Raw genomic sequence first — 18,846 nt, 5'->3', positions numbered from 1 at the left:
TCGTGACGGGTCAGCGGTCGGCCGAGGCCTCGCGGACGGCCTTGGCCATCGAGATGCCGGCGGCGATCAGGCCGAGGCCGGTGACGAAGTCGTCGGTGTCGCGTACGTCGTCCTCGATCGCGCCCGCGGCGGCCGCCTGGAGATGAGTCTGCTCGTCGACGGCATGGCCGTAGATGAAGTGGAGCAGGGTGCGGGCGGCGGTCGGGGCCAGGTCGCCGAGGCCGCCGTCGCTCAGCGCCGCGACGAGGTCGTCGTAGGGCTGGGTCGCGCCGAGCCCGAAGGCCCACACGGTCGCGACCACCTCGGCACCGTCGCGGTAGGCGAGCAGCGAGTCGCGCAGGTCGGTGCAGATCCCGGTGACGCGTACGTCCCAGGCCCCTGCCTGCTCGTGCCGGCCGCGCAGCAGGATCTCGTCGGCCACCGCGGCCAGCAGGGACTGCTTGTTGGCGAAGTGGTGGTAGAGCGCGCTGGGACGTACGCCGAGCTCGGTGCCGAGGCGGCGCATGGTCAGGTCGGCGAGGCCGTAGTCGTCGAGGACCTGCAGCGCGCGGGCGACGACGTCCTCACGGCGGTATCGCATGTTGCTCCCCAGGGGCCGGGTGGTGGGACGAAGTGGACGAAGACGTACGTCGACCTTAACCTGAACACCGTTCACCTGACCAAGGTTCAGGTCTGAGTACGCAGGAGCGAGTATGACCGAGTCCCCCACAAGCACCGACGAGACCCCCGCAGCCAAGTCGTCGCGTCTCGACACCACCGACCTCGCGCTGATCGCTGCGTTCGCCGCCCTGATCGCGGTCTGCTCCTACCTCGCCGCCATCCCGATGGGCGGCGCCGGAGTGCCCCTGACGCTGCAGGGCTTCGCGCTGCTGCTGACCGGCGCCCTGCTGGGCCCGCTGCGCGGCACCGCCGCAGTCGTGCTCTACCTCATCCTCGGCGTCGCCGGCCTGCCCGTCTTCGCCGGTCACGCCGCCGGCCCCGGAGTCTTCGTCGGGGTGACCGGCGGCTACCTGTGGTCCTTCCCGATCATGGTGCTCGCGGTCGGCCTGATCGTGAAGTACGTCCTGCGCACCCGCCGCACCAACCCGCTCCTGGTCTTCGCCGCGTGTGTCGTCGGCGTCGTGATCAACCATGTCGGCGGGATCATCGGGATGGCCATCGTGCTCCGCGTCGGCCTGCCCGAGGCGGCGGCGTTCGACGCCCCCTACTGGATCGGCGACTTCATCAAGGCCGCCGTCGCCGCGGTCGTCGCCTCGCAGGTCCACCGCGCCTTCCCGAAGCTGCTCGCCCGACGTGCCTGAGATCCGCTTCGAGGCCGCCGAGGTCCGGGTCGAGTCCCCGGACCTCGGCGGCTCACGCACCATCCTGCAGCCGACCACGCTCTCGCTGACCGAGCAGCGCATCGGGATCATCGGCAGCAACGGCTCGGGCAAGTCGACCCTCGCCCGTCTCGTCAACGGACTGGTGCTGCCGAGCGCCGGGACCGTCACCGTCGACGGCCTCGACGTGGCTCGTCGTGGTGCCGAGGTGCGGCGCCGGGTCGGGTTCACCTTCACCGACCCCGCCGCCCAGCTGGTGATGCCGACCTGTGTCGAGGACGTCGAGCTGTCGCTGCGCAGGACCGTGAAGGACCGCGTACGCCGCAAGCAGGTCGCCCTCGAGACGCTAGCCCGCTTCGGGCTCGCCGAGCGCGCCGAGGTGAGCGTGCATGCTCTGTCTGGCGGCCAGCGTCAGCTGCTCGCTCTGGCCGGGGTGCTCGCGATTGAGCCCGAGGTGCTGGTCGCCGACGAGCCGACCACGCTGCTCGACCTGCGCAACACCCGGATGGTCGGCGACCTGCTCTTCTCGCTGCCCCAGCAGCTCGTCCTGGTCACCCACGACCTCGACCTCGTACGCCGCTGCGACCGCGTCCTCGTCGTCGAGGACGGCCGGGTCTGCTTCGACGGCGACGCCGACGCCGCGGTCAAGCACTACGTGAGGACGGTGAGCGAGGGATGAGCATGACGATCGGGCTCTACCGCCCGGGCGACACCGTGCTCCACCGGCTGCCCGTCGGCGCCAAGCTGCTCGGCCTGGCCGTCCTCAGCATCGCGATCGTGGTGCTGCGCGGACCGCTCCTCGCGGTCGGCTTCCTCGGGGTCGCCGTCGTCCTCGCCCTCATCGGCCGGCTCGACCTGGCCGCCACCGCGCGGGCGCTCCGTGTCGTACTCGTCATCGCCGTGGTGGTCGCCCTCCTGCAGTGGTGGCTGTTCACGTTGCCTCGGGCTGTGGAGTCCCTGCTCGACCTGGTCTCGTTGGCCCTGCTGGCACTCACCCTGACCGTCACCACGCCGACCACCGAGACGCTCGACGCCGTGGTCCGCTGGATCCGCCCGCTGCGTCGCGTCGGCGTCGACCCGGAGCGCGTCGCCCTCACGATCTCGATGGCGATCCAAGCGCTCCCCGGCACCCTCACCATCGCCCAGGAGACCCGCGACGCCGCCCGCGCCCGCGGCCTCGGCCGCTCCCCCAGGGCCTACCTCACCCCTTTCGTCATCCGCGTCGTCGCCCGGGCCCACGAGACCGGCGACGCCCTCAAGGCCCGCGGTCTCGGCGACTGACGCTCCTCCAGCCGAATCGGTAGTTCTGTCGGCCGAATCTGTAGTTGTGGGTGACGAAACTCGACTCTCGTCACCCACAACTACAGATTCGGCTCTTCATTTCTGCGGTTTCGGCGAGGGGTTACCAGCCGGGCGGGAGGCGGTGGTCCCAGAGGGCGGCGTCCTCGATCTGGGCGGCGAGGGAGAGCAGGAGGGACTCCTCGGCGGGGCGGGCGGCGAGCATGACGCCGACCGGAAGGCCGGCCGGGGTCCAGTGGAGGGGCAGCGAGATGGCGGGCATGCCGGTGACGTTCCAGGCGGAGGTCCAGGGGGTGAACTCCTTCTGGGCCTCGAAGTCGGCGGCGGGGTCGGCGTCGTCGCGGATCTCGCCGACCTTCGGCGGCGGGGTGGCGAGGGTCGGGGTGAGCACGGCGTCATAGGGCGCCAGCGCCTCCAGCGCCACCGCCGCGAAGCGGCGCAGCTCCGCGATCGCCAGCCCGAACTCCGGGCCACTGACCGCCTCACCCCGCTCGGTGAGCCAGCGGGTCAGCGGCCGGATCTGCGAGCGCTGCTCGGGGGCGAGGTTCACGACCGCCATCGCGGTCCCGACGGCCCAGACCGTCTCGAAGATCGCGACCGCCTCGACCGGCAGCGGCCGCGGGATGTCGATGATCTCGTGACCGAGCGACTCCAACAAGGACGAGGCGTTCTCCCAGGCGGTGACGCACTCGGGGTCGACCGTGGCCGGGGCGATCAGCGGCTCGATGAACCGGGCGATACGCAGCCGCCCGGGCGGGCGCTCACAGGCGTCCAGGAACGGGAGCGGCTCCTCGGGAGCCCAGAACGGATCACCCGTACGCCGCCCCGCGAGCACGTCGAGGAAGGCGGCCGCGTCCCGCACCGTCCGGGCGATCGGGCCGGCGGTGGCGAGCCCGGCCGCGTCGCCGTACATCGGCGACGGGGAGATCCGCGCGCGGGTCGGCTTCAGGCCGACCAGGCCGCAGCACGAGGCCGGGATCCGGATCGAGCCGCCACCGTCGGATCCCTGCGCGACCGGCACGAGCCCGGCGGCCACCGCAGCGGCAGCACCTCCGGAGGAGCCACCGGCGATCCGCGTACGGTCCCAGGGGGTGACGGCGGGCGGCGCCACGTCCGGCTCGGTGTAGCAGGGCGACCCGAACTCGGGGGTGTTGGTCTTCCCGAGCGAGATCATCCCGGCCGCCTCGATCGAGAGCGTCACGTTGTCGGAGACGTCCGGGACGAAGTCGGCGAAGGCGGCCGACCCGAAGGTGGTGCGTACGCCGCGGGTGAGGTTGAGGTCCTTGATAGCGGTGGGTACGCCCCACAGCGGTGAGGCGCCGACAGGCTTGACCGCGAGCTCACGAGCACACGTCGAGATCCGCTCCTCGGCCACGGTGACGAAGGCGCCGACATCGTCGAGCCTGGCGATCCTGTCGAGATAGTGCTCGGCGAGCTCTCCCGGGGAGACCTCGCAGCGATGCAGCAGCTCTCCCTGCTCCAGGGCGGTCAGATCATGAAGCTCGGCCACCCCTGCAGGCTAACGCCACTCGTCCTCGAGCATCGCGTAGTGCACCAATGTCGTCCACTCCCCCTTGAACCACTCGGCCTCACGCTCGACCGCCTCCTTGCGCATCCCGAGCCGCTCGACCACCCGCGCCGAGGCGGTGTTGCGCTCGTCGATCCGGGCGACCACCCGGTGCAGGCCGAGCCCGTCGAAGGCCAGGCCCAGCAGCGCACGAGCGGTCTCGGTGGCGAAGCCCTGACCGTGGAAGTCGGGGTTGAAGGCGTACCCGATCTCGCCCGCCCGCTGTTCCTTGCTGTGCCAGAAGAGCACGATGTCGCCGATCAGCCGGCCACTGTCCCGGTGTTCGACGCCGAGGCAGAGCACCTCACCCTCCCGGCGCAGCACCGACGGCCGCTTCCACGCCGCATAAGACTCGCGCAGCGCGTCGCGGTCTTTCGGCACCGGCGGGATGTAGCGGCACACGTCCTCCCGCGACAGATAGGCGTGCAGATCCTCCAGGTCCCGCTCGACGTCGAGGGGACGCAGCAGGAGCCGCTCGGTGGTGATCGGGTAGTCCGGCGCGAGCACGGGCTCGCCGAGCTCCTGGAAGAGGCTCAGGTGCAGGTCGGCGGGGCCGTCGAGGCGCGCGTTGAGCGACTCCCACGGGGTGCGGGTCGGCGGCGCCACCAGCGTCGCGCCACCGTCCACGAGCCGGGAGGTGACTCCGGCGGAGTCCTCGACCTCGAACGCCACCCGTACGTGCCCGGCGGCCGGGCGCCCGACCTCGACCTCGTCGATGTAGGCGTGCTGGGCGGAGTTGGCGAGCTCGAGCGTGGCCCGGCCGGCCTCGAGGATCATCACCTGCGCCTCACCCGGGCCGGAGTAGGCGGCCTGCTCGGGAAGGCCCAGGGTGTCGCGGTAGAAGGCCACCGCCTCCTCGTAGTCCTTCGCCTCGACCACCAACCGAAGCTGCTTCACGGGTCCACTCATGCCCGCAACGTACGGCCGAATGCGCGAACGCGCACGCGATAAATGACGAAGGTCAGGTCTCTCCCCCCGGAGAGACCTGACCTCGTGGTGCCGTCAGGATGGGGATCAGACGGCAGCGGGCTGGAAGCCCGCGAGCTTCTCGACGGCAGCGGAGAAGCGCGCCTGGACCTCGGCATCGGCGAACACGTCGACCTCGTGCGCAGGCTGCGAGACGATCGCGTCCTCGACGACGACCCCGCCCGCGATGCCGATGGAGCGAGCGGCGTCGGCGTGCGCCCACTTGCCGCCGTAGGGGGTCGGGGTGATCCCGACGACGGAGACGATCTTGTCCTTGATGGCGCCCGCGGCGTACGGACGGGAGAGCCAGTCGATCGCGTTCTTGAGCACACCCGGGATGGTGGCGTTGTACTCCGGGGTGACGATCAGCACGCGGTCGGCCTCGGTGATCGTCTTGCGCAGCTGGGTGACGGCCTCGCCCGGCTCGGCCTCGAGGTCCTCGTTGAAGAACGGCAGCTCGCCCAGGCCGTCGACGATCTCCAGGGTCACGCCCTCGGGCGCCTCGGCGGCGAGCTTCTCGGCGAGCTTACGGTTGGTGGACTCGGCACGCAGGCTGCCAACGAGTACGGCGATGCGGGTGTCGGACACGGGTTCTCCTCGAAAGACGCGGAAAGTTCAATGTTGAACCGTCCAACGTCGTCCTTCCGGAGATTCATTCCGCGACGACGGCCTCCGACGGTGTGGGCTCGCTCACATGCCGGCGAAGACCGAAGGTCAGCCCGTCGACGAGCGCCTCCCAGGACGCCTCGATCACGTTGGCCCCGACCCCGACCGTCGTCCACGACGTCGAGCCGTCGGAGGTCTCGATCAGCACCCGCGTCTTCGCGTCGGTGCCGTGCCCCTGGTCGAAGATCCGCACCTTGAAGTCGATCAGGTCGAAGTCGGCGACCACCGGGAAGGCACGCGTGATCGCGGCCCGCAGCGCCTGGTCCAGCGCGTTGACCGGGCCGTTGCCCTCTCCCGTCTCGACATGACGTACGCCGTCGGCATGGATCTTCACGATCGCCTCGGTGGTCGAGGCGGCCTCTGACCCGCCACCGCGAGCCTCGGAGATGACCCGCCAGGACTCGACGTCGAAGTAGGAGGGGCGGGCACCCTCCACCTCCTCGATGAGAAGCAGCTCGAAGGAGGCATCGGCCGCCTCGAAGGTGTAGCCCTGCTCCTCGAGCGCCTTCACCCGGTCGGTCACCCGGGTCACCAGGTCACGGTCGTCGGAGAGGTCGTAGCCCAGCTCGCGGCCCTTGAGCTCGATCGACGCTCGGCCGGCCATGTCGGAGACCAGCAGCCGCATGTCGTTGCCGACGCCGGCCGGGTCCATGTGCTGGTAGAGGTCGGGGTCCACCTTGATCGCGGAGGCGTGCAGACCGGCCTTGTGGGCGAACGCGGAGGCACCGACATAGGGCTGCCGGCCCGCGGGTGGCACATTGGTCACCTCGGCGACCGCGTGGGCGACCCGGGTGGCCTCGCCCAGCAGCCCGGTCGGCAGCACCTCCCGGCCGAGCTTGAGCTGGAGGTTGGCGACGACGGAGACCAGGTCGGCGTTGCCCGTACGCTCCCCGTAGCCGTTGATGCAGCCCTGCACGTGCATCGCGCCGGCGTCCACGGCGGCCAGCGAGTTGGCGACGGCACACCCGGTGTCGTTGTGACAGTGGATCCCCACCGCTCCCTGGGTGTGCTCGCGGACGTCGTGGACGACGTCGGCCACCCAGGTCGGGAGCATCCCGCCGTTGGTGTCGCACAGCGCGACCACCTCGGCACCCGCCTCGTAGGCGGTCCTGAGGACCTCCAGCGCGTAGTCGCGGTTGGCCCGGTAGCCGTCGAAGAAGTGCTCGGCGTCGAGGAAGACCTGCTGGCCCTCCTCGCGCAGGTGGGAGACGGTGTCGCGGATCATCGCGAGGTTCTCCGCGAGCGTGGTGCGCAGCGCCAGCTCGACGTGGCGGTCGTGGGACTTGGCGACCAGGGTGACGACGCCGGCGCCCGAGTCGCGGAGGGCGGCCACCTGGGGGTCGTCGGCCGCCTTCACCCCGGCTCGGCGGGTCGACCCGAAGGCGGCCAGCCGGGCATGCTTGAGGTCGAGCTCATCGACCGCTCGGCGGAAGAACTCGGTGTCCTTGGGGTTCGCCCCGGGCCAGCCGCCCTCGATGAACCCGACGCCCAGCCCGTCGAGGTGTCGCGCGATCGCGAGCTTGTCGGCGACGCTGAGATTGAGGCCCTCCTGCTGCGCGCCGTCGCGCAGGGTGGTGTCGTAGACGTGGAATTCCATGGCGCTGTGTCCTCGGGCTGGCTGAATCTGGGCTGGGCTGGGCTGGGCAACAAAAAACCCTCTCGGGAACGAGAGGGTGGCGCGTCGGGCAGGGCTCGACGCGCTAGCGAATGATGATGACGTGGTTCGTCATACGCCTGATACTGCCACGAAATCTCCGTCCGTGGGACGGGCGTCTCACCAGCCGAGGAGCTCCACCCACCACGGCTCGTCGCCACCGGAGAACTGCGAGCCCTCCTCGGAGAGCGACTGGATCGGGAAGAGCGCGAGCGTGACCACCACGGCGAACGCGAGGATCCACGGAACCCATCGCGCCGAGGTCCGGTGGACCACCCTGGTGACCGGGTCACGCAGCCGGTCGCGCCCCGACCCGGTCCACAGCGCGGTCACGAACGCCAGCCCGGCGAAGGTCAGGGTGGCTTCGAGGGAGAGCTGCAGGGCGTAGCCGATCAGCACCGCGGCCACCACGAACCCGAAGCCCCACACCCCGACGACGAACGTCTTCGGCAGTGCGCGGACCAGCCGCCAGGGCGCGCCGATGAGAAGGCGTGGCGCGTCGTGCCACTTGCGGCCTCGGTACCAGCGCCAACGCCGCAGGTCGCCGGCCGCGAGGGTGCCGGCGCGGATCAGCCAGGCGGCACCGAGCACGGCCAGGAAGCCGCCGCTCGGGAAAGCCGCGATGACGCCGACGGTGAAGGCCAGCAGGCCCAGCCAGATGGCGGCGCGCCGGGGCTTCTCCAGGCGGGGGTCGTGTCGCCGGCTCACCGGCAGGGCGACCGGGGTGACCGGCGTGGTGGCCTTCTCCCGCTCTGCCCGGTCGCTCAGCGAGAGCTGCTCGACCGGCTTGTGCACGAACGGCCGGCGCGGCGTACGCAGCCACTCGCGGATCTCGTCCAGAGTCGGACGGTCGGCGGGGTCGGGCGAGAGCGCCTGGCCGAGCAGCCCGCGCAGCGGCTGCGGCACTCCCTCCAGGTCGTGCTCGCCGCGCCGGGCGCGGTCCATCAGCTTCATCGGGTTGCCCTCGCCGAAGGGCGGACGGCCGGTCGCTGCGTACGCCACCACGGAGGCCCACGAGTGCACGTCCGAGGCCGGGGTCGCCGGGTCGCCGACCGCGATCTCGGGCGGCAGGTAGCCGGGCGTGCCGATCAGCAGCCCGGTCACCGTGATCCTCGGGTCGTCGGCGACGCGGGCGAGCCCGAAGTCGATCAGGATCGGGGTGCGCCCCTCGACGATGATGTTGGCCGGCTTGATGTCGCGGTGGAGGACGCCGACGGCGTGGCAGTCGGCGATGCCCTCGGCCAGGTCGCTGGCCAGCTGCTCGACGTCCTCACGCGAGAGCGGGCCCTCGTTGACGATCTTGTCGTGCAGCGTCGGGCCCGGGACGTACCTGGTCGCCAGCCACGGCACCTGGCCCCACGGGTCGGCGCCGACCACGCCGGCCACCCACCGGCTCCGCACCCGCTGCAGCGACGAGACTTCGCGCGCGAGCCGCTGGCGGCCTTCCTCGTCGCCGACGAACTGCGTACGCAGCACCTTCAGCGCCACCCGCTCACCGCTCGTGCGGTGGCTGGCCAGGTGGACCCGCCCCATCCCGCCCTGCCCCAGCAGGGAGATCAGGTCGTAGTCGCCAACGGTCTCCCGCTGGCTCGCCGGCGAGCGGCGTGGGGCTGTCGTCACGCGACAAACCTTATCCGCCGCAGCCGACATCCGGCCGAGGCGTCGGCCCCGCAGGCCGAGACGTCACGTACGTCGGCCGAGGTGGCACCTCGGTGCCACCTCGGCCGACCTGAGTGACGCTTCGGCCTGCCGACCTGACGCCTCGCGAGTCAGACGATCTTGCGCATCCAGCCGAAGGTGTCCTCGGCCCGGCCGAACTGGATGTCGACGAGCTGCTTGCGGATGGTCTTCCAGACCTCGCCGCCGGCGGAGGCGATGGAGCCGCCGTTGTAGACGAGCTCACCGACCGGGGTGACGACGGCGGCGGTGCCGCAGGCGAAGACCTCGGTGATCTCGCCGGACTCGACGCCCGACTTCCACTCGTCGATGGCGAACTTGCGCTCCTCGACGGTGTAGCCGAGCTTGCCGGCGAGCTCGATGATCGAGGACCGGGTGATGCCCTCGAGGATGGTGCCGGTCTCGGGGGTGACGATCCGGCCGTCGGCGTGGACGAAGTAGAGGTTCATGCCGCCGAGCTCCTCGACGTACTTCCCCTCCTGCGCATCCAGGAAGACCACCTGGTCGCAGCCGTTGGCCGACGCCTCGGCCTGGGCGACCAGAGAGGAGGCGTAGTTGCCGCCGGTCTTGGCCGCGCCCATGCCACCGCGGCCGGCGCGGGTGTATTCCTCGGTGAGCCAGATCCGGACGGGCTTGACGCCGCCCTTGAAGTAGGAGCCGGCGGGCGAGGCGATGACCATGTAGGTCACGTGCTGGGCCGGACGCACACCGAGGAACGCCTCCGAGGCGAACATGAAGGGCCGCAGGTAGAGGCTCTTCTCGTCGGTCTCGGACGCCTCGGGCACCCAGCGCTGGTCGACCTTGACGAGGTCGAAGACGGTCTGCACGAAGTCCTCGATCTCGAGGACGGGCAGCGCGAGCCGCTCGCTGGAGCGGGCCATCCGGGCGGCGTTGGCCTCAGGGCGGAAGGCCCAGATCGAGCCGTCGCCGTGACGGTAGGCCTTCATCCCCTCGAAGATCTCCTGGGCGTAGTGCAGCACGGCTGCCGACGGGTCCAGGCTGATCGGTGCGTACGCCTCGATGCGACCGTTGTGCCAGCCCTGTTCGGGAGTCCACTCAACGGTGAGCATGTGGTCGGTGAAATGGTTGCCGAAGCCTGGGTTCGCCAGGACCTCCGCGAGCTGCTTGTCGGTGGCCGGTTGGGTCGACAATGTGGTGCTGATCTCCATGACCATGAGATTAGTCCTGTTCTGCGATCGCTGTGCTATGCGGGCGGGTGAGTGTTGTGGACAGACGAAGGGCCGGGCGCAGCAGATTCTGCGCCCGGCCCTTCGAGGGTGAGCGTCTAGCTGGTTACGCGGGCGGCGATCGCGTCGCCGACCTCGGAGGTCGTACGCGGCTCCGAGCCACGCTCGGCCAGATCGGCGAGCACGGCGGCGTCGATGGCGGCGGCGGCCTCGGGGTGGCCGAGGTGCTCGAGCAGGAGGGCCCCGGACAGGATGGCCGCAGTGGGGTCAGCCTTCTGCTGGCCGGCGATGTCGGGGGCGGAGCCGTGGACGGGCTCGAACATCGAGGGGAACTCGCGGGACGAGTTGATGTTGCCGGAGGCGGCCAGGCCGATGCCGCCGGTGATGGCAGCGGCGAGGTCGGTGATGATGTCGCCGAAGATGTTGTCGGTGACGATCACGTCGAAGCGGCTCGGGTCGGTGGCGAGGAAGATCATCACCGCGTCGATGTGGAGGTAGTCCACGGTGACGTCGGGGAACTCCTCGGCGACCTGCTGGGTGATCCGCCACCACAGCGAGCCGGCGTTGACGAGCACGTTGGTCTTGTGGACCAGGGTCAGCTTCTTGCGCGGTCGAGCCTGAGCGCGGGCGAACGCGTCGCGTACGACTCGCTCCACGCCGTAGGCGGTGTTGACCGAGGTCTCGGTGGCGACCTCGTGCGGGGTTCCGACCCGCATGGCGCCACCGTTGCCGGTGTAGAGGCCCTCGGTGCCCTCGCGCACGACGACGAAGTCGATCTCGCCCTTGTCCAGCACGGCGGCCGCCAGCGGGGAGGTCGCGCCCGGGAAGAGCCGGCTCGGGCGGAGGTTGACGTAGTGGTCGAGCTCGAATCGGAGCTTGAGCAGCAGCCCGCGCTCGAGGATGCCGGGAGGCAGGTTCGGGTCGTTGGGCTTGCCGCCGACCGCACCGAGCAGGATGGCGTCCTGCTCCTTGATCTCGGCGAGAACCGACTCGGGAAGCACCTCACCGGTGGCGAGATAGCGCTCGGCGCCGAGGTCGTAGCGGGTCTGCTCGAACTTCACCGGAGAAGCGACCTCGAGCACCTTCAGCGCCTCGGCGGTCACCTCCGGCCCGATGCCGTCGCCGGGGATCACTGCGAGGTTGGTCGTAGACATACGGCGAGACTAGTTGTCGTCGGGACGCTGGCCGCCGTTGTCCCGCAGGTCGAGCGCCTGCTGCACCGCGGCGATGGTGTTCTCGACGCTGTGCGGGTTGTCGGGGTTGTGGCTGGCCGGGCCCCACTCGCGGCTCCACTGGTTGTACTCAGCAGGGCTCTCGGGGTACATCGCGTACATGGCTTCTTCCTTCACACATCGGGGAATCACAGGGGTGTGGGAGAGAGAAGCCGGGGTCTTCAGAAGACGGAAGCCACCGCGACGAGGTGGCTTCTCCTGCGGTCGTTACCGCCGGGCCCCGTCGCGGCACTCGAGTACGAGAAAAATGCTCCGCATGGTGAACTGACGGTAACCCGAGATGGCCGCTCCGTCATCGAATCTGGACCAAAGGTCCGACATCCGAGACACAGATGCGGGCAAGTCCTCCGGCTATCCGGAAGACTGGACCTGTGAGCGCACCTCCAGAGCTGCCAGACATCGTGACCCGCGCCTTCGACGTCTCCCGTCGTGCGGGCTACGTGTCGTTCTGCCGCAACGAGACCGGACGGCTGCTGGCGACCCTGGCGGCCACCCGCAGCGGCACCATGGCCGAGTTCGGCACCGGGTGCGGTGTCGGCACCGCCTGGCTGCGCAGCGGCGTACGCGGCGGGGCCGCCAAGATCGTCTCCGCCGAGCTCGACGAGCACCTCGCCAAGGAGGCGGCGGAGATCTTCGCGGACGACGAGCAGGTCGAGGTGATCGCCGCCGACTGGGCCATCCTCCGCGACCGCGCGCCGTTCGCGTTGCTCTTCCTCGACGCCGAGACCCCCGGCGGGGTCTCCCCCGACCAGCTCGCCGACCTGGTCGAGGAGGGCGGGATCGTCGTCATCGACGACCTCATCCCCACCGACCTGTGGCCGCCGATCGTCTACGGCCGCGTCGACAGCCTGCGCGAGTCCTGGCTCACCGACGAGCGCTTCACGACCGTCGAGGTCATGGTCGCGCCTGACACCAGCGTGCTGATCGCCACCAAGCGCTGAGCCCCGCCACTGGCGCGGCGGTCAGATGGCGCAGCCGTCGGGACCGCAGGCGTCGCCGTCGCCGACGAGCGTGAGCGCAGGCTTGGTCTCGGCGTGCACCTTCTCCAGCAGCTGGCTGAACAGCTCGGTCGGCTGGGCGCCGGAGACGCCGTACTTCCCCTCGACGACATAGAACGGCACCCCGGTGGCGCCGTAGTCGCGCGCCTGATCGATGTCGGCCTGGACGTCGCCCGCGAACTCCTCGCTCGCGAGCACCTCGTCCACGCGGCCGGCGTCGAGGCCGACATTCACAGCGGCCTGCTTCAGGACGGCGTGGTCGCCCATCGACTCACCGCGGGTGAAGTACGTCGCGAGCAGCTCCTCCTTGAGCGCGGCCTGCTTGCCCTCGGCCTTGGCGAGGTGGAGCAGCCGGTGGGCATCGATGGTGCGCGCGTGCGGGGTGTCCTCGTGGCGGAACTCCAGCCCGGCCTCGGCGGCGGGCACGTTGGCCCGCTTCATCAGCTCGCGGGCCTGGTCCACAGAGGTGCCGAACTTCTTCGCCAGCGCCTCGACCGTGGTCTCCACCGGAACCTCGGGAGCGGTCGGGTCGAGCTCGAAGGAGTGGTAGACGATCTCGACCTCGTCGCTGTGCTCGAAGCGCTCCAGGGCCTCCTCGAGGTGGCGCTTGCCGATGTAGCACCACGGGCAGACAACGTCGGACCAGACATCAATACGCATGTCACGGGAACGTTTGGTTCGGTACGAAACATTCCGCAACGGACCGATCAGCCCCGAGACGGTCTCAGGGGAGATCAGGGGTAGGCCCAGGAACCGGCCAGGGGTCGTCCAGGGATCTGCCCGACGCGCGCGGGGACGCCATGGCGCGAGGCTCGGAGCATGATCCAGATCGATGCCCTCTCCAAGAGGTACGGCGGGTTCACGGCCGTCGACGACGTGACCTTCACCGCCGAGCCTGGCCGGGTGACCGGCTTCCTCGGCCCCAACGGCGCCGGTAAGTCCACGACCATGCGCATCCTGGTCGGACTCACCGATCCGTCCTCCGGCAGTGCACACCTCCTCGGCCGCCACTTCTCCCAGCTGCCCAACCCCGGCCGCGAGGTCGGTGTGCTCCTCGACGCCTCCGCCCAGCACGGCGGCCGCACCGGCCGCGAGATCCTCACCCTCGCGGCACGCACCATGGGCCTGCCGAAGTCGCGCGTCGCCGAGACCCTCGAGCGGGTCAGCCTGACCGAGGAGGAGGCCGGCCGCCGGGTACGCAACTACTCCCTCGGGATGCGGCAGCGGCTCGGGATCGCGACGGCCCTGATCGGCGACCCGGAGGTGCTGATCCTCGACGAGCCCGCGAACGGCCTCGACCCGGCCGGCATCCGCTGGATGCGGGACCTGCTGCGCGGCTTCGCCGACGACGGCGGCACCGTGCTGCTCTCCTCGCACCTGCTGCACGAGATCGAGGTCATCGCCGACGACATCGTGGTCATCGGCAACGGCCACATCGTGGCGCAGGGCACCAAGCAGGAGCTGCTCGCCAGCGGCGAGACGTACGCCCGTACCGGTGACCCCACCTCACTCGGCCGGGCGCTGCAGCGGGCCGGGTACACCGCCGAGATCACCACCGAGGGCGCCGTCCGCAGCGACGCCGACCTCGCCACCGTCGGCCAGATCGCCTTCGACGCCGGGCTGGTGCTGACCGAGCTCCGCGCCGCCGACGGCGCCGGCCTGGAGGAGATGTTCCTCCAGCTCACCGCCGAGACCCAGCGTGACCACCTCCAGACCCCGGAAAGGGAAGCAGCATGACGACCACGACCATCGCTCCGGAGCCTGCCGGCCCGGCTGCGGTACGCCGCCGCGAGCGGCCCGTGCCCGCCCCGATCCCGTTCGGCCGGATCGCCGGCATCGAGCTGCGCAAGATGTTCGACACCCGCTCGGGGTTCTGGCTGATGGCCAGCCTGGTCGTGCTCTCCCTGGCCGCGACCGCGGCAACGATCATCTTCGTCGACGCCGACAACCTCGACTACGAGGGCTTCGCCAGCGCCTGGGGCATCCCGATGTCGGTGATCCTGCCGATGATCGCGGTGCTCGCCGTCACGAGTGAATGGAGCGCTCGCAGCGCGTTGACGACCTTCACCCTGGTGCCCGGACGCGGTCGCGTGATCGGTGCGAAAGCCGTGGTCACCGCCCTGGTCGGAGTGGCCGCCATCGCGGTCGCAGCACTCGTGGGTGCCGTGGGCTACCTCGGCGTCGCGACCGTCATGGACCTCGACCCCGTGTGGAACCTCTCCTTCGCCGAGCTCGCCCGGGTGACCTTGGCCAGCGAGATCGGGATGTTCATGGGCTTCATGCTGGGGATGCTCTTCCGCAACTCCCCCGCGGCCATCGTGGCCTACTTCGTCTATGCGCTCGTGCTCCCGACCGTCTCCTCGGCACTCGCCTCCACCAACACCTGGTGGGCCGAGCACGCCACGTGGTTCGACCTCAACTGGGCCACGATGAACCTCTACACCGAGATGACCGACAAGATGTGGGCGCAGCTGGGAGTCGCCGGCCTGATCTGGCTGATCATCCCCACGCTCGTCGGCCTCCGCCTCGTCCTCAGGTCCGAGGTCAAGTAACCCGCCGAGTCGGCGCAACTGTCCCACCCAAAACCGCCGAGTCGGCGCGTCTGTCCCAATGCTCTGGGACAGACGCGCCGACTCGGGTCGGTTTTGCGGGACAGTTGCGCCGACTCGGCACTTGGGTCAGCGGGCGGCCGAACCCTCGGTGTAGTCGTCGTCGGTCTGGCTCCACGAGAAGTGGGCGCGCAGAGCCTTGCCGGTGGCCTCGATCGGGTGACCGGCCTCCTCCTCGCGCAGCTTCTGGAACTCGACCGCACCGTTGTCCTGGTCGGCGATGAAGCGGCTGGCGAAGGAGCCGTCCTGGATCTCGGCGAGCACCTGCTTCATGGTCTCCTTGACCTGCGGGCCGATGACGCGCGGGCCGGAGACGTAGTCGCCGTACTCGGCGGTGTCGGAGATCGACCAGCGCTGCTTGGCGATGCCGCCCTCCCACATCAGGTCGACGATGAGCTTGAGCTCGTGGAGCACCTCGAAGTAGGCGATCTCGGGCTGGTAGCCGGCCTCGGTCAGCGTCTCGAACCCGGCCTGGACCAGGTGGGACACGCCGCCGCAGAGCACGGCCTGCTCGCCGAAGAGGTCGGTCTCGGTCTCCTCGGTGAAGGTCGTCTTGATGACGCCGGCGCGAGTGCCGCCGATGCCCTTGGCGTAGGACTTCGCGAGGTCCCAGGCGGAGCCGGAGGCGTCCTGCTCGACGGCGATGATGTCCGGGATGCCGCGGCCGGCGACGTACTCACGACGGACGGTGTGGCCCGGAGCCTTCGGGGCCACCAGGATCACGTCGACACCCTCGGGCGCCTTGATGTAACCGAAGCGCACGTTGAAGCCGTGGCCGAAGACGAGGGTCTTGCCGGCGGTCACGTGGGGCGCGAGCTGGTCGTTGTAGAGACCGCGCTGGTGCTGGTCGGGGGCGAGGATGACGATCACGTCGGCCTCGGCGGCGGCGTCGGCAGGGCTGAGGACCTTGAAGCCCTCCTCCTCGGCCTTGGGGGTCGACTTCGAGCCGGGCTGCAGGCCGATGCGCACGTCCACACCGGAGTCACGCAGGTTGAGCGCGTGGGCGTGGCCCTGGCTGCCGTAGCCGATGACGGCGACCTTCTTCGCCTGGATCAGCGCGAGGTCGGCGTCGTCGTCGTAGAAAATCTCAGCCACGAGGGCTTCTCCTTCAGTTGTTGTTGATAGGGGTTCAGACCGCGGAAGGCGGAGCGGGCACAGCCACGGATCGCAGGCTGCGCTCGGAGATCGACCGGGAGCCGCGGCCCATGCCGACCATGCCGGACTGGGAGAGCTCACGGATGCCGAAGGGCTCGATGACCCGGAGGAAGTCGTTGAGCTTGCCGGTGTTGCCGGCGAGCTGGACGATGACGGAGTCCGTGGACACGTCGACGACCTTGGCCCGGAAGAGCTGGATGGTGTCGAGCACCTGGCTGCGGGTCTCCGTGGTGGCGGAGATCTTGACCAGCATGAGGGCGCGCTGGACGCGCGACTCAGGCTCGAGCTCGACGATCTTGATCACCTCGACCAGCTTGTTGAGCTGCTTGGTGACCTGCTCGAGGGGGGTGTTCTCGAGATTGACCACGACCGTCATGCGGGAGACCTCGTCGTGCTCGGTCGGTCCCACCGCGAGGGATTCGATGTTGAAGCCGCGGCGCGAGAAGAGCGCGGCCACGCGGGCCAGGACGCCGGGCTTGTTCTCGACCAGGACGCTCAGCGTGTGCTTGCCACCGGTCTTCACGGGCTGGATGCTCATCAGAGGTCGTCCTCGTCGAACTCGGGCGCGAGGTCGCGCGCGTACTGGATCTCGTCATTCGAGGCGCCGGCCGGAACCATCGGCCACACCATGGCGTCCTTGTTGACACGGAAGTCGACCACGACGGGCATGTCGTTGATCTCCATGGCCTTCTCGATGGTCGCGTCGACGTCGTCGGCGGAGTCGCAGGCCAGGCCGACGCAGCCCATGGCCTCGGCCAGCTTCGGGAAGTCGGGGATGCGCTTGGGCTGGCCGTGGGACTGCAGGTTGGTGTTGGAGTAGCGCTCCTCGTAGAAGAGGGTCTGCCACTGGCGCACCATACCGAGGTTGTCGTTGTTGATGATCGCGACCTTGATCGGGATGCCCTCGATCGCGCAGGTGGCCAGCTCCTGGTTGGTCATCTGGAAGCAGCCGTCGCCGTCGATCGACCACACGGTGGAGTCCGGGCAGCCGACCTTGGCGCCCATCGCGGCCGGGACGGAGTAGCCCATCGTGCCGAGCCCGCCGGAGTTGATCCAGGTGTTGGGGTGCTCGTAGCCGATGAACTGCGCGGCCCACATCTGGTGCTGGCCGACGCCGGCGGTGAAGATCGTCTCCTCGCCGGAGATCTTGCCGAGACGCTCGATGACGTACTGCGGCGAGAGGCCCTCGGCGGGGATGTCGTAACCGAGCGGGTACGCCTTCTTGATCCCGGCCACGAAGGCGACCCAGCCCTCGTAGTCGCCCTCCTTGCCGGCTTCCTTCTCGGCGGTGAGCACCGTGATCAGGTCGGCGAGGACCTCGCGCACGTCGCCCACGATCGGGACGTCGGCGTAGCGGTTCTTGCCGATCTCGGCCGGGTCGATGTCGGCGTGGATGACCTTGGCGTTGGGAGCGAAGGAGTCCAGGTTGCCGGTCACTCGGTCGTCGAAGCGGGCACCGAGGCTGATCAGCAGGTCGGACTTCTGCAGACCCGCGTTGGCGGCGACGGTGCCGTGCATGCCCGGCATCCCGAGGTGCTGCGGGTGGGAGTCGGGGAAGGCCCCGCGCGCCATCAGCGTGGTCACGACCGGGATCCCGGTGAGCGTGGCCAGCTGCAGCAGCTCGCCGTGGGCACCGGAGCGGATCGTCCCGCCACCGACGTACAGGACAGGCTTCTTGGCCTCCAGCATCAGGCGCGCCGCCTCGCGGATCTGCTTGGCGTGCGGCCTGGTCACCGGGCGGTAGCCCGGCAGGTGGAGCTCGGTCGGCCACCGGTAGGTGGTGGTGGCCTGCAACGCCGACTTGGTGACGTCGACGAGGACCGGACCCGGACGTCCGGAGGACGCCAGGTGGAAGGCCTCAGCGACCCGGAGCGGGATCTCCGCCGGGTCGGTGATGAGGAAGCTGTGCTTGGTGACCGGCATCGTGATGCCGCGGATGTCCGCCTCTTGGAAGGCGTCGGTGCCGATCATCGCCGCGCCGACCTGGCCGGTGATGGCGACCATCGGCACGGAGTCCATGTTGGCGTCGGCGAGCGGGGTGACCAGGTTGGTCGCCCCTGGGCCGGAGGTCGCCATGCAGACGCCGACCTTGCCGGTCGCCGCGGCGTAGCCCTGGGCGGCGTGGCCGGCACCTTGCTCGTGGCGTACGAGGATGTGGCGGATCTTCGAGTCCATCAGCGGGTCGTACGCCGGAAGGATCGCTCCTCCCGGAATGCCGAAGATGTTCTCGGCCCCCGCTGCTTCCAGCGACTTGATCAGGCTCTGGGCGCCTGTCATCTGCTCGCTCATGTCCGCCGTCCTACTCCTCGGAGCTTCTACTCATGGGATCTCGTGGGGTTGCTTGTGCAACAAAAAACCCTCCGGCCCGGCGGGCAACGGAGGGAGACGCGTCGTCTGGGGCCAGTGGCTCCTAGGCGACGCGCCTGATAAGTACGAGAATGCTGTGCAGCATGCCCACACGTTAACCCCATGTGTCGCGCCGTGTCACCACACCCTACCGCGCGTCCCATGATTTGA

Annotated in this window: 19 protein-coding genes; 6 read left to right on the top strand and 13 right to left on the bottom strand. The window is 69.7% G+C overall.

Features of this window, described 5'->3' with window-relative positions:
* Positions 1 to 10: 10 nt before the first annotated feature.
* On the bottom strand, positions 11 to 580 hold the full coding sequence (locus G5C66_RS07115) for a TetR/AcrR family transcriptional regulator C-terminal domain-containing protein (protein WP_165110281.1): 570 nt from the start codon (positions 578 to 580) through the stop codon (positions 11 to 13).
* Positions 581 to 692: 112 nt separating this feature from the next.
* Between G5C66_RS07115 and G5C66_RS07110 the strand changes: the two genes are divergently transcribed.
* Genes G5C66_RS07110 through G5C66_RS07100 form a run of 3 tightly spaced genes read left to right on the top strand, consistent with a single transcriptional unit; the run spans position 693 to position 2,600 of the window.
* A complete protein-coding gene (locus G5C66_RS07110) occupies positions 693 to 1,301 on the top strand; it encodes a biotin transporter BioY (RefSeq protein ID WP_165110280.1) in 609 nt (202 codons plus the stop codon).
* Positions 1,294 to 1,998 carry an ATP-binding cassette domain-containing protein gene (locus G5C66_RS07105; RefSeq protein ID WP_165110279.1) on the top strand — a complete coding sequence of 235 codons (705 nt, stop codon included), beginning with the start codon at positions 1,294 to 1,296 and terminating at the stop codon, positions 1,996 to 1,998. The genes G5C66_RS07110 and G5C66_RS07105 overlap by 8 nt, the downstream gene beginning before the upstream one ends.
* Positions 1,995 to 2,600 (top strand): CbiQ family ECF transporter T component, encoded by a 606-nt coding sequence (locus G5C66_RS07100; RefSeq protein WP_165110278.1) that lies wholly within the window; start codon positions 1,995 to 1,997, stop codon positions 2,598 to 2,600. Before G5C66_RS07105 ends, G5C66_RS07100 begins: the two co-directional genes overlap by 4 nt.
* 121 nt (positions 2,601 to 2,721) lie before the next feature.
* On the opposite strand, the gene G5C66_RS07095 is transcribed toward G5C66_RS07100, so the two are convergent.
* The 8 genes from G5C66_RS07095 to G5C66_RS07055 form a co-directional block, all read right to left on the bottom strand.
* On the bottom strand, positions 2,722 to 4,128 hold the full coding sequence (locus G5C66_RS07095) for an amidase family protein (RefSeq protein ID WP_165110277.1): 1,407 nt from the start codon (positions 4,126 to 4,128) through the stop codon (positions 2,722 to 2,724).
* Positions 4,129 to 4,137: 9 nt separating this feature from the next.
* The gene (locus G5C66_RS25860; protein ID WP_241248312.1) at positions 4,138 to 5,094 is read right to left on the bottom strand and encodes a GNAT family N-acetyltransferase; all 957 of its coding nucleotides are present in this window, start codon (positions 5,092 to 5,094) and stop codon (positions 4,138 to 4,140) included.
* A 105-nt stretch (positions 5,095 to 5,199) separates the two neighbouring features.
* Positions 5,200 to 5,739, bottom strand: coding sequence for an NAD(P)H-dependent oxidoreductase (locus tag G5C66_RS07080; protein ID WP_165110276.1), 540 nt, complete (start codon positions 5,737 to 5,739; stop codon positions 5,200 to 5,202).
* A 64-nt stretch (positions 5,740 to 5,803) separates the two neighbouring features.
* The gene (gene cimA, locus G5C66_RS07075; RefSeq protein WP_165110275.1) at positions 5,804 to 7,414 is read right to left on the bottom strand and encodes a citramalate synthase; all 1,611 of its coding nucleotides are present in this window, start codon (positions 7,412 to 7,414) and stop codon (positions 5,804 to 5,806) included.
* A 177-nt stretch (positions 7,415 to 7,591) separates the two neighbouring features.
* Positions 7,592 to 9,091 (bottom strand): protein kinase domain-containing protein, encoded by a 1,500-nt coding sequence (locus G5C66_RS07070; RefSeq protein WP_165110274.1) that lies wholly within the window; start codon positions 9,089 to 9,091, stop codon positions 7,592 to 7,594.
* 149 nt (positions 9,092 to 9,240) lie between these two features.
* Complete coding sequence (locus G5C66_RS07065; protein ID WP_165110273.1) at positions 9,241 to 10,317, bottom strand: branched-chain amino acid aminotransferase; 1,077 nt, start codon at positions 10,315 to 10,317, stop codon at positions 9,241 to 9,243.
* Positions 10,318 to 10,433: 116 nt separating this feature from the next.
* Positions 10,434 to 11,489 (bottom strand): 3-isopropylmalate dehydrogenase, encoded by a 1,056-nt coding sequence (locus G5C66_RS07060; RefSeq protein WP_165110272.1) that lies wholly within the window; start codon positions 11,487 to 11,489, stop codon positions 10,434 to 10,436.
* Positions 11,490 to 11,498: 9 nt separating this feature from the next.
* On the bottom strand, positions 11,499 to 11,669 hold the full coding sequence (locus G5C66_RS07055; RefSeq protein WP_165110271.1) for a hypothetical protein: 171 nt from the start codon (positions 11,667 to 11,669) through the stop codon (positions 11,499 to 11,501).
* Between the two features lie 269 nt (positions 11,670 to 11,938).
* On the opposite strand from G5C66_RS07055, the gene G5C66_RS07050 reads away from it, so the two are divergent.
* Entirely contained in the window at positions 11,939 to 12,508 is a 570-nt protein-coding gene (locus G5C66_RS07050) for a class I SAM-dependent methyltransferase (RefSeq protein WP_165110270.1), read from the top strand.
* A gap of 21 nt (positions 12,509 to 12,529) precedes the next feature.
* Here G5C66_RS07050 and G5C66_RS07045 read toward each other — a convergent pair whose 3' ends face one another.
* On the bottom strand, positions 12,530 to 13,225 hold the full coding sequence (locus tag G5C66_RS07045; RefSeq protein WP_165110269.1) for a DsbA family oxidoreductase: 696 nt from the start codon (positions 13,223 to 13,225) through the stop codon (positions 12,530 to 12,532).
* Between the two features lie 159 nt (positions 13,226 to 13,384).
* Here G5C66_RS07045 and G5C66_RS07040 point away from each other — a divergent pair, with 159 nt between their 5' ends.
* Positions 13,385 to 14,302 (top strand): ABC transporter ATP-binding protein, encoded by a 918-nt coding sequence (locus G5C66_RS07040; protein ID WP_165110268.1) that lies wholly within the window; start codon positions 13,385 to 13,387, stop codon positions 14,300 to 14,302.
* On the top strand, positions 14,299 to 15,117 hold the full coding sequence (locus tag G5C66_RS07035; protein ID WP_165110267.1) for an ABC transporter permease: 819 nt from the start codon (positions 14,299 to 14,301) through the stop codon (positions 15,115 to 15,117). The genes G5C66_RS07040 and G5C66_RS07035 overlap by 4 nt, the downstream gene beginning before the upstream one ends.
* Positions 15,118 to 15,243: 126 nt before the next feature.
* Here G5C66_RS07035 and ilvC read toward each other — a convergent pair whose 3' ends face one another.
* From ilvC to G5C66_RS07020, 3 genes are read right to left on the bottom strand one after another with little or no spacing between them, the layout of a single operon-like run.
* Complete coding sequence (gene ilvC / locus G5C66_RS07030) at positions 15,244 to 16,269, bottom strand: ketol-acid reductoisomerase (RefSeq protein WP_165110266.1); 1,026 nt, start codon at positions 16,267 to 16,269, stop codon at positions 15,244 to 15,246.
* A 34-nt stretch (positions 16,270 to 16,303) separates the two neighbouring features.
* Positions 16,304 to 16,867 (bottom strand): acetolactate synthase small subunit, encoded by a 564-nt coding sequence (gene ilvN, locus G5C66_RS07025; protein WP_165110265.1) that lies wholly within the window; start codon positions 16,865 to 16,867, stop codon positions 16,304 to 16,306.
* Positions 16,867 to 18,618 (bottom strand): acetolactate synthase large subunit, encoded by a 1,752-nt coding sequence (locus G5C66_RS07020; protein ID WP_165110264.1) that lies wholly within the window; start codon positions 18,616 to 18,618, stop codon positions 16,867 to 16,869. Before G5C66_RS07020 ends, ilvN begins: the two co-directional genes overlap by 1 nt.
* Between the last annotated feature and the right edge of the window lie 228 nt (positions 18,619 to 18,846).

The organism is Nocardioides turkmenicus, from assembly GCF_011045035.1.
In the GTDB taxonomy this organism is placed as follows: Bacteria; Actinomycetota; Actinomycetes; order Propionibacteriales; family Nocardioidaceae; genus Nocardioides; species Nocardioides turkmenicus.
Note: the sequence above shows the minus strand (reverse complement) of the source record. Positions and strands in the feature narration are given on the sequence as shown.

Coding starts and splice junctions, on each gene's coding strand:
- G5C66_RS07115 (WP_165110281.1), bottom strand. CDS start 580: ATGCGATACCGCCGTGAGGACGTCGTCGCCCGCGCGCTGCAGGTCCTC.
- G5C66_RS07110 (WP_165110280.1), top strand. CDS start 693: ATGACCGAGTCCCCCACAAGCACCGACGAGACCCCCGCAGCCAAGTCG.
- G5C66_RS07100 (WP_165110278.1), top strand. CDS start 1,995: ATGAGCATGACGATCGGGCTCTACCGCCCGGGCGACACCGTGCTCCAC.
- G5C66_RS25860 (WP_241248312.1), bottom strand. CDS start 5,094: ATGAGTGGACCCGTGAAGCAGCTTCGGTTGGTGGTCGAGGCGAAGGAC.
- cimA (WP_165110275.1), bottom strand. CDS start 7,414: ATGGAATTCCACGTCTACGACACCACCCTGCGCGACGGCGCGCAGCAG.
- G5C66_RS07065 (WP_165110273.1), bottom strand. CDS start 10,317: ATGGAGATCAGCACCACATTGTCGACCCAACCGGCCACCGACAAGCAG.
- G5C66_RS07060 (WP_165110272.1), bottom strand. CDS start 11,489: ATGTCTACGACCAACCTCGCAGTGATCCCCGGCGACGGCATCGGGCCG.
- G5C66_RS07055 (WP_165110271.1), bottom strand. CDS start 11,669: ATGTACGCGATGTACCCCGAGAGCCCTGCTGAGTACAACCAGTGGAGC.
- G5C66_RS07045 (WP_165110269.1), bottom strand. CDS start 13,225: ATGCGTATTGATGTCTGGTCCGACGTTGTCTGCCCGTGGTGCTACATC.
- G5C66_RS07040 (WP_165110268.1), top strand. CDS start 13,385: ATGATCCAGATCGATGCCCTCTCCAAGAGGTACGGCGGGTTCACGGCC.
- G5C66_RS07035 (WP_165110267.1), top strand. CDS start 14,299: ATGACGACCACGACCATCGCTCCGGAGCCTGCCGGCCCGGCTGCGGTA.
- ilvN (WP_165110265.1), bottom strand. CDS start 16,867: ATGAGCATCCAGCCCGTGAAGACCGGTGGCAAGCACACGCTGAGCGTC.
- G5C66_RS07020 (WP_165110264.1), bottom strand. CDS start 18,618: ATGAGCGAGCAGATGACAGGCGCCCAGAGCCTGATCAAGTCGCTGGAA.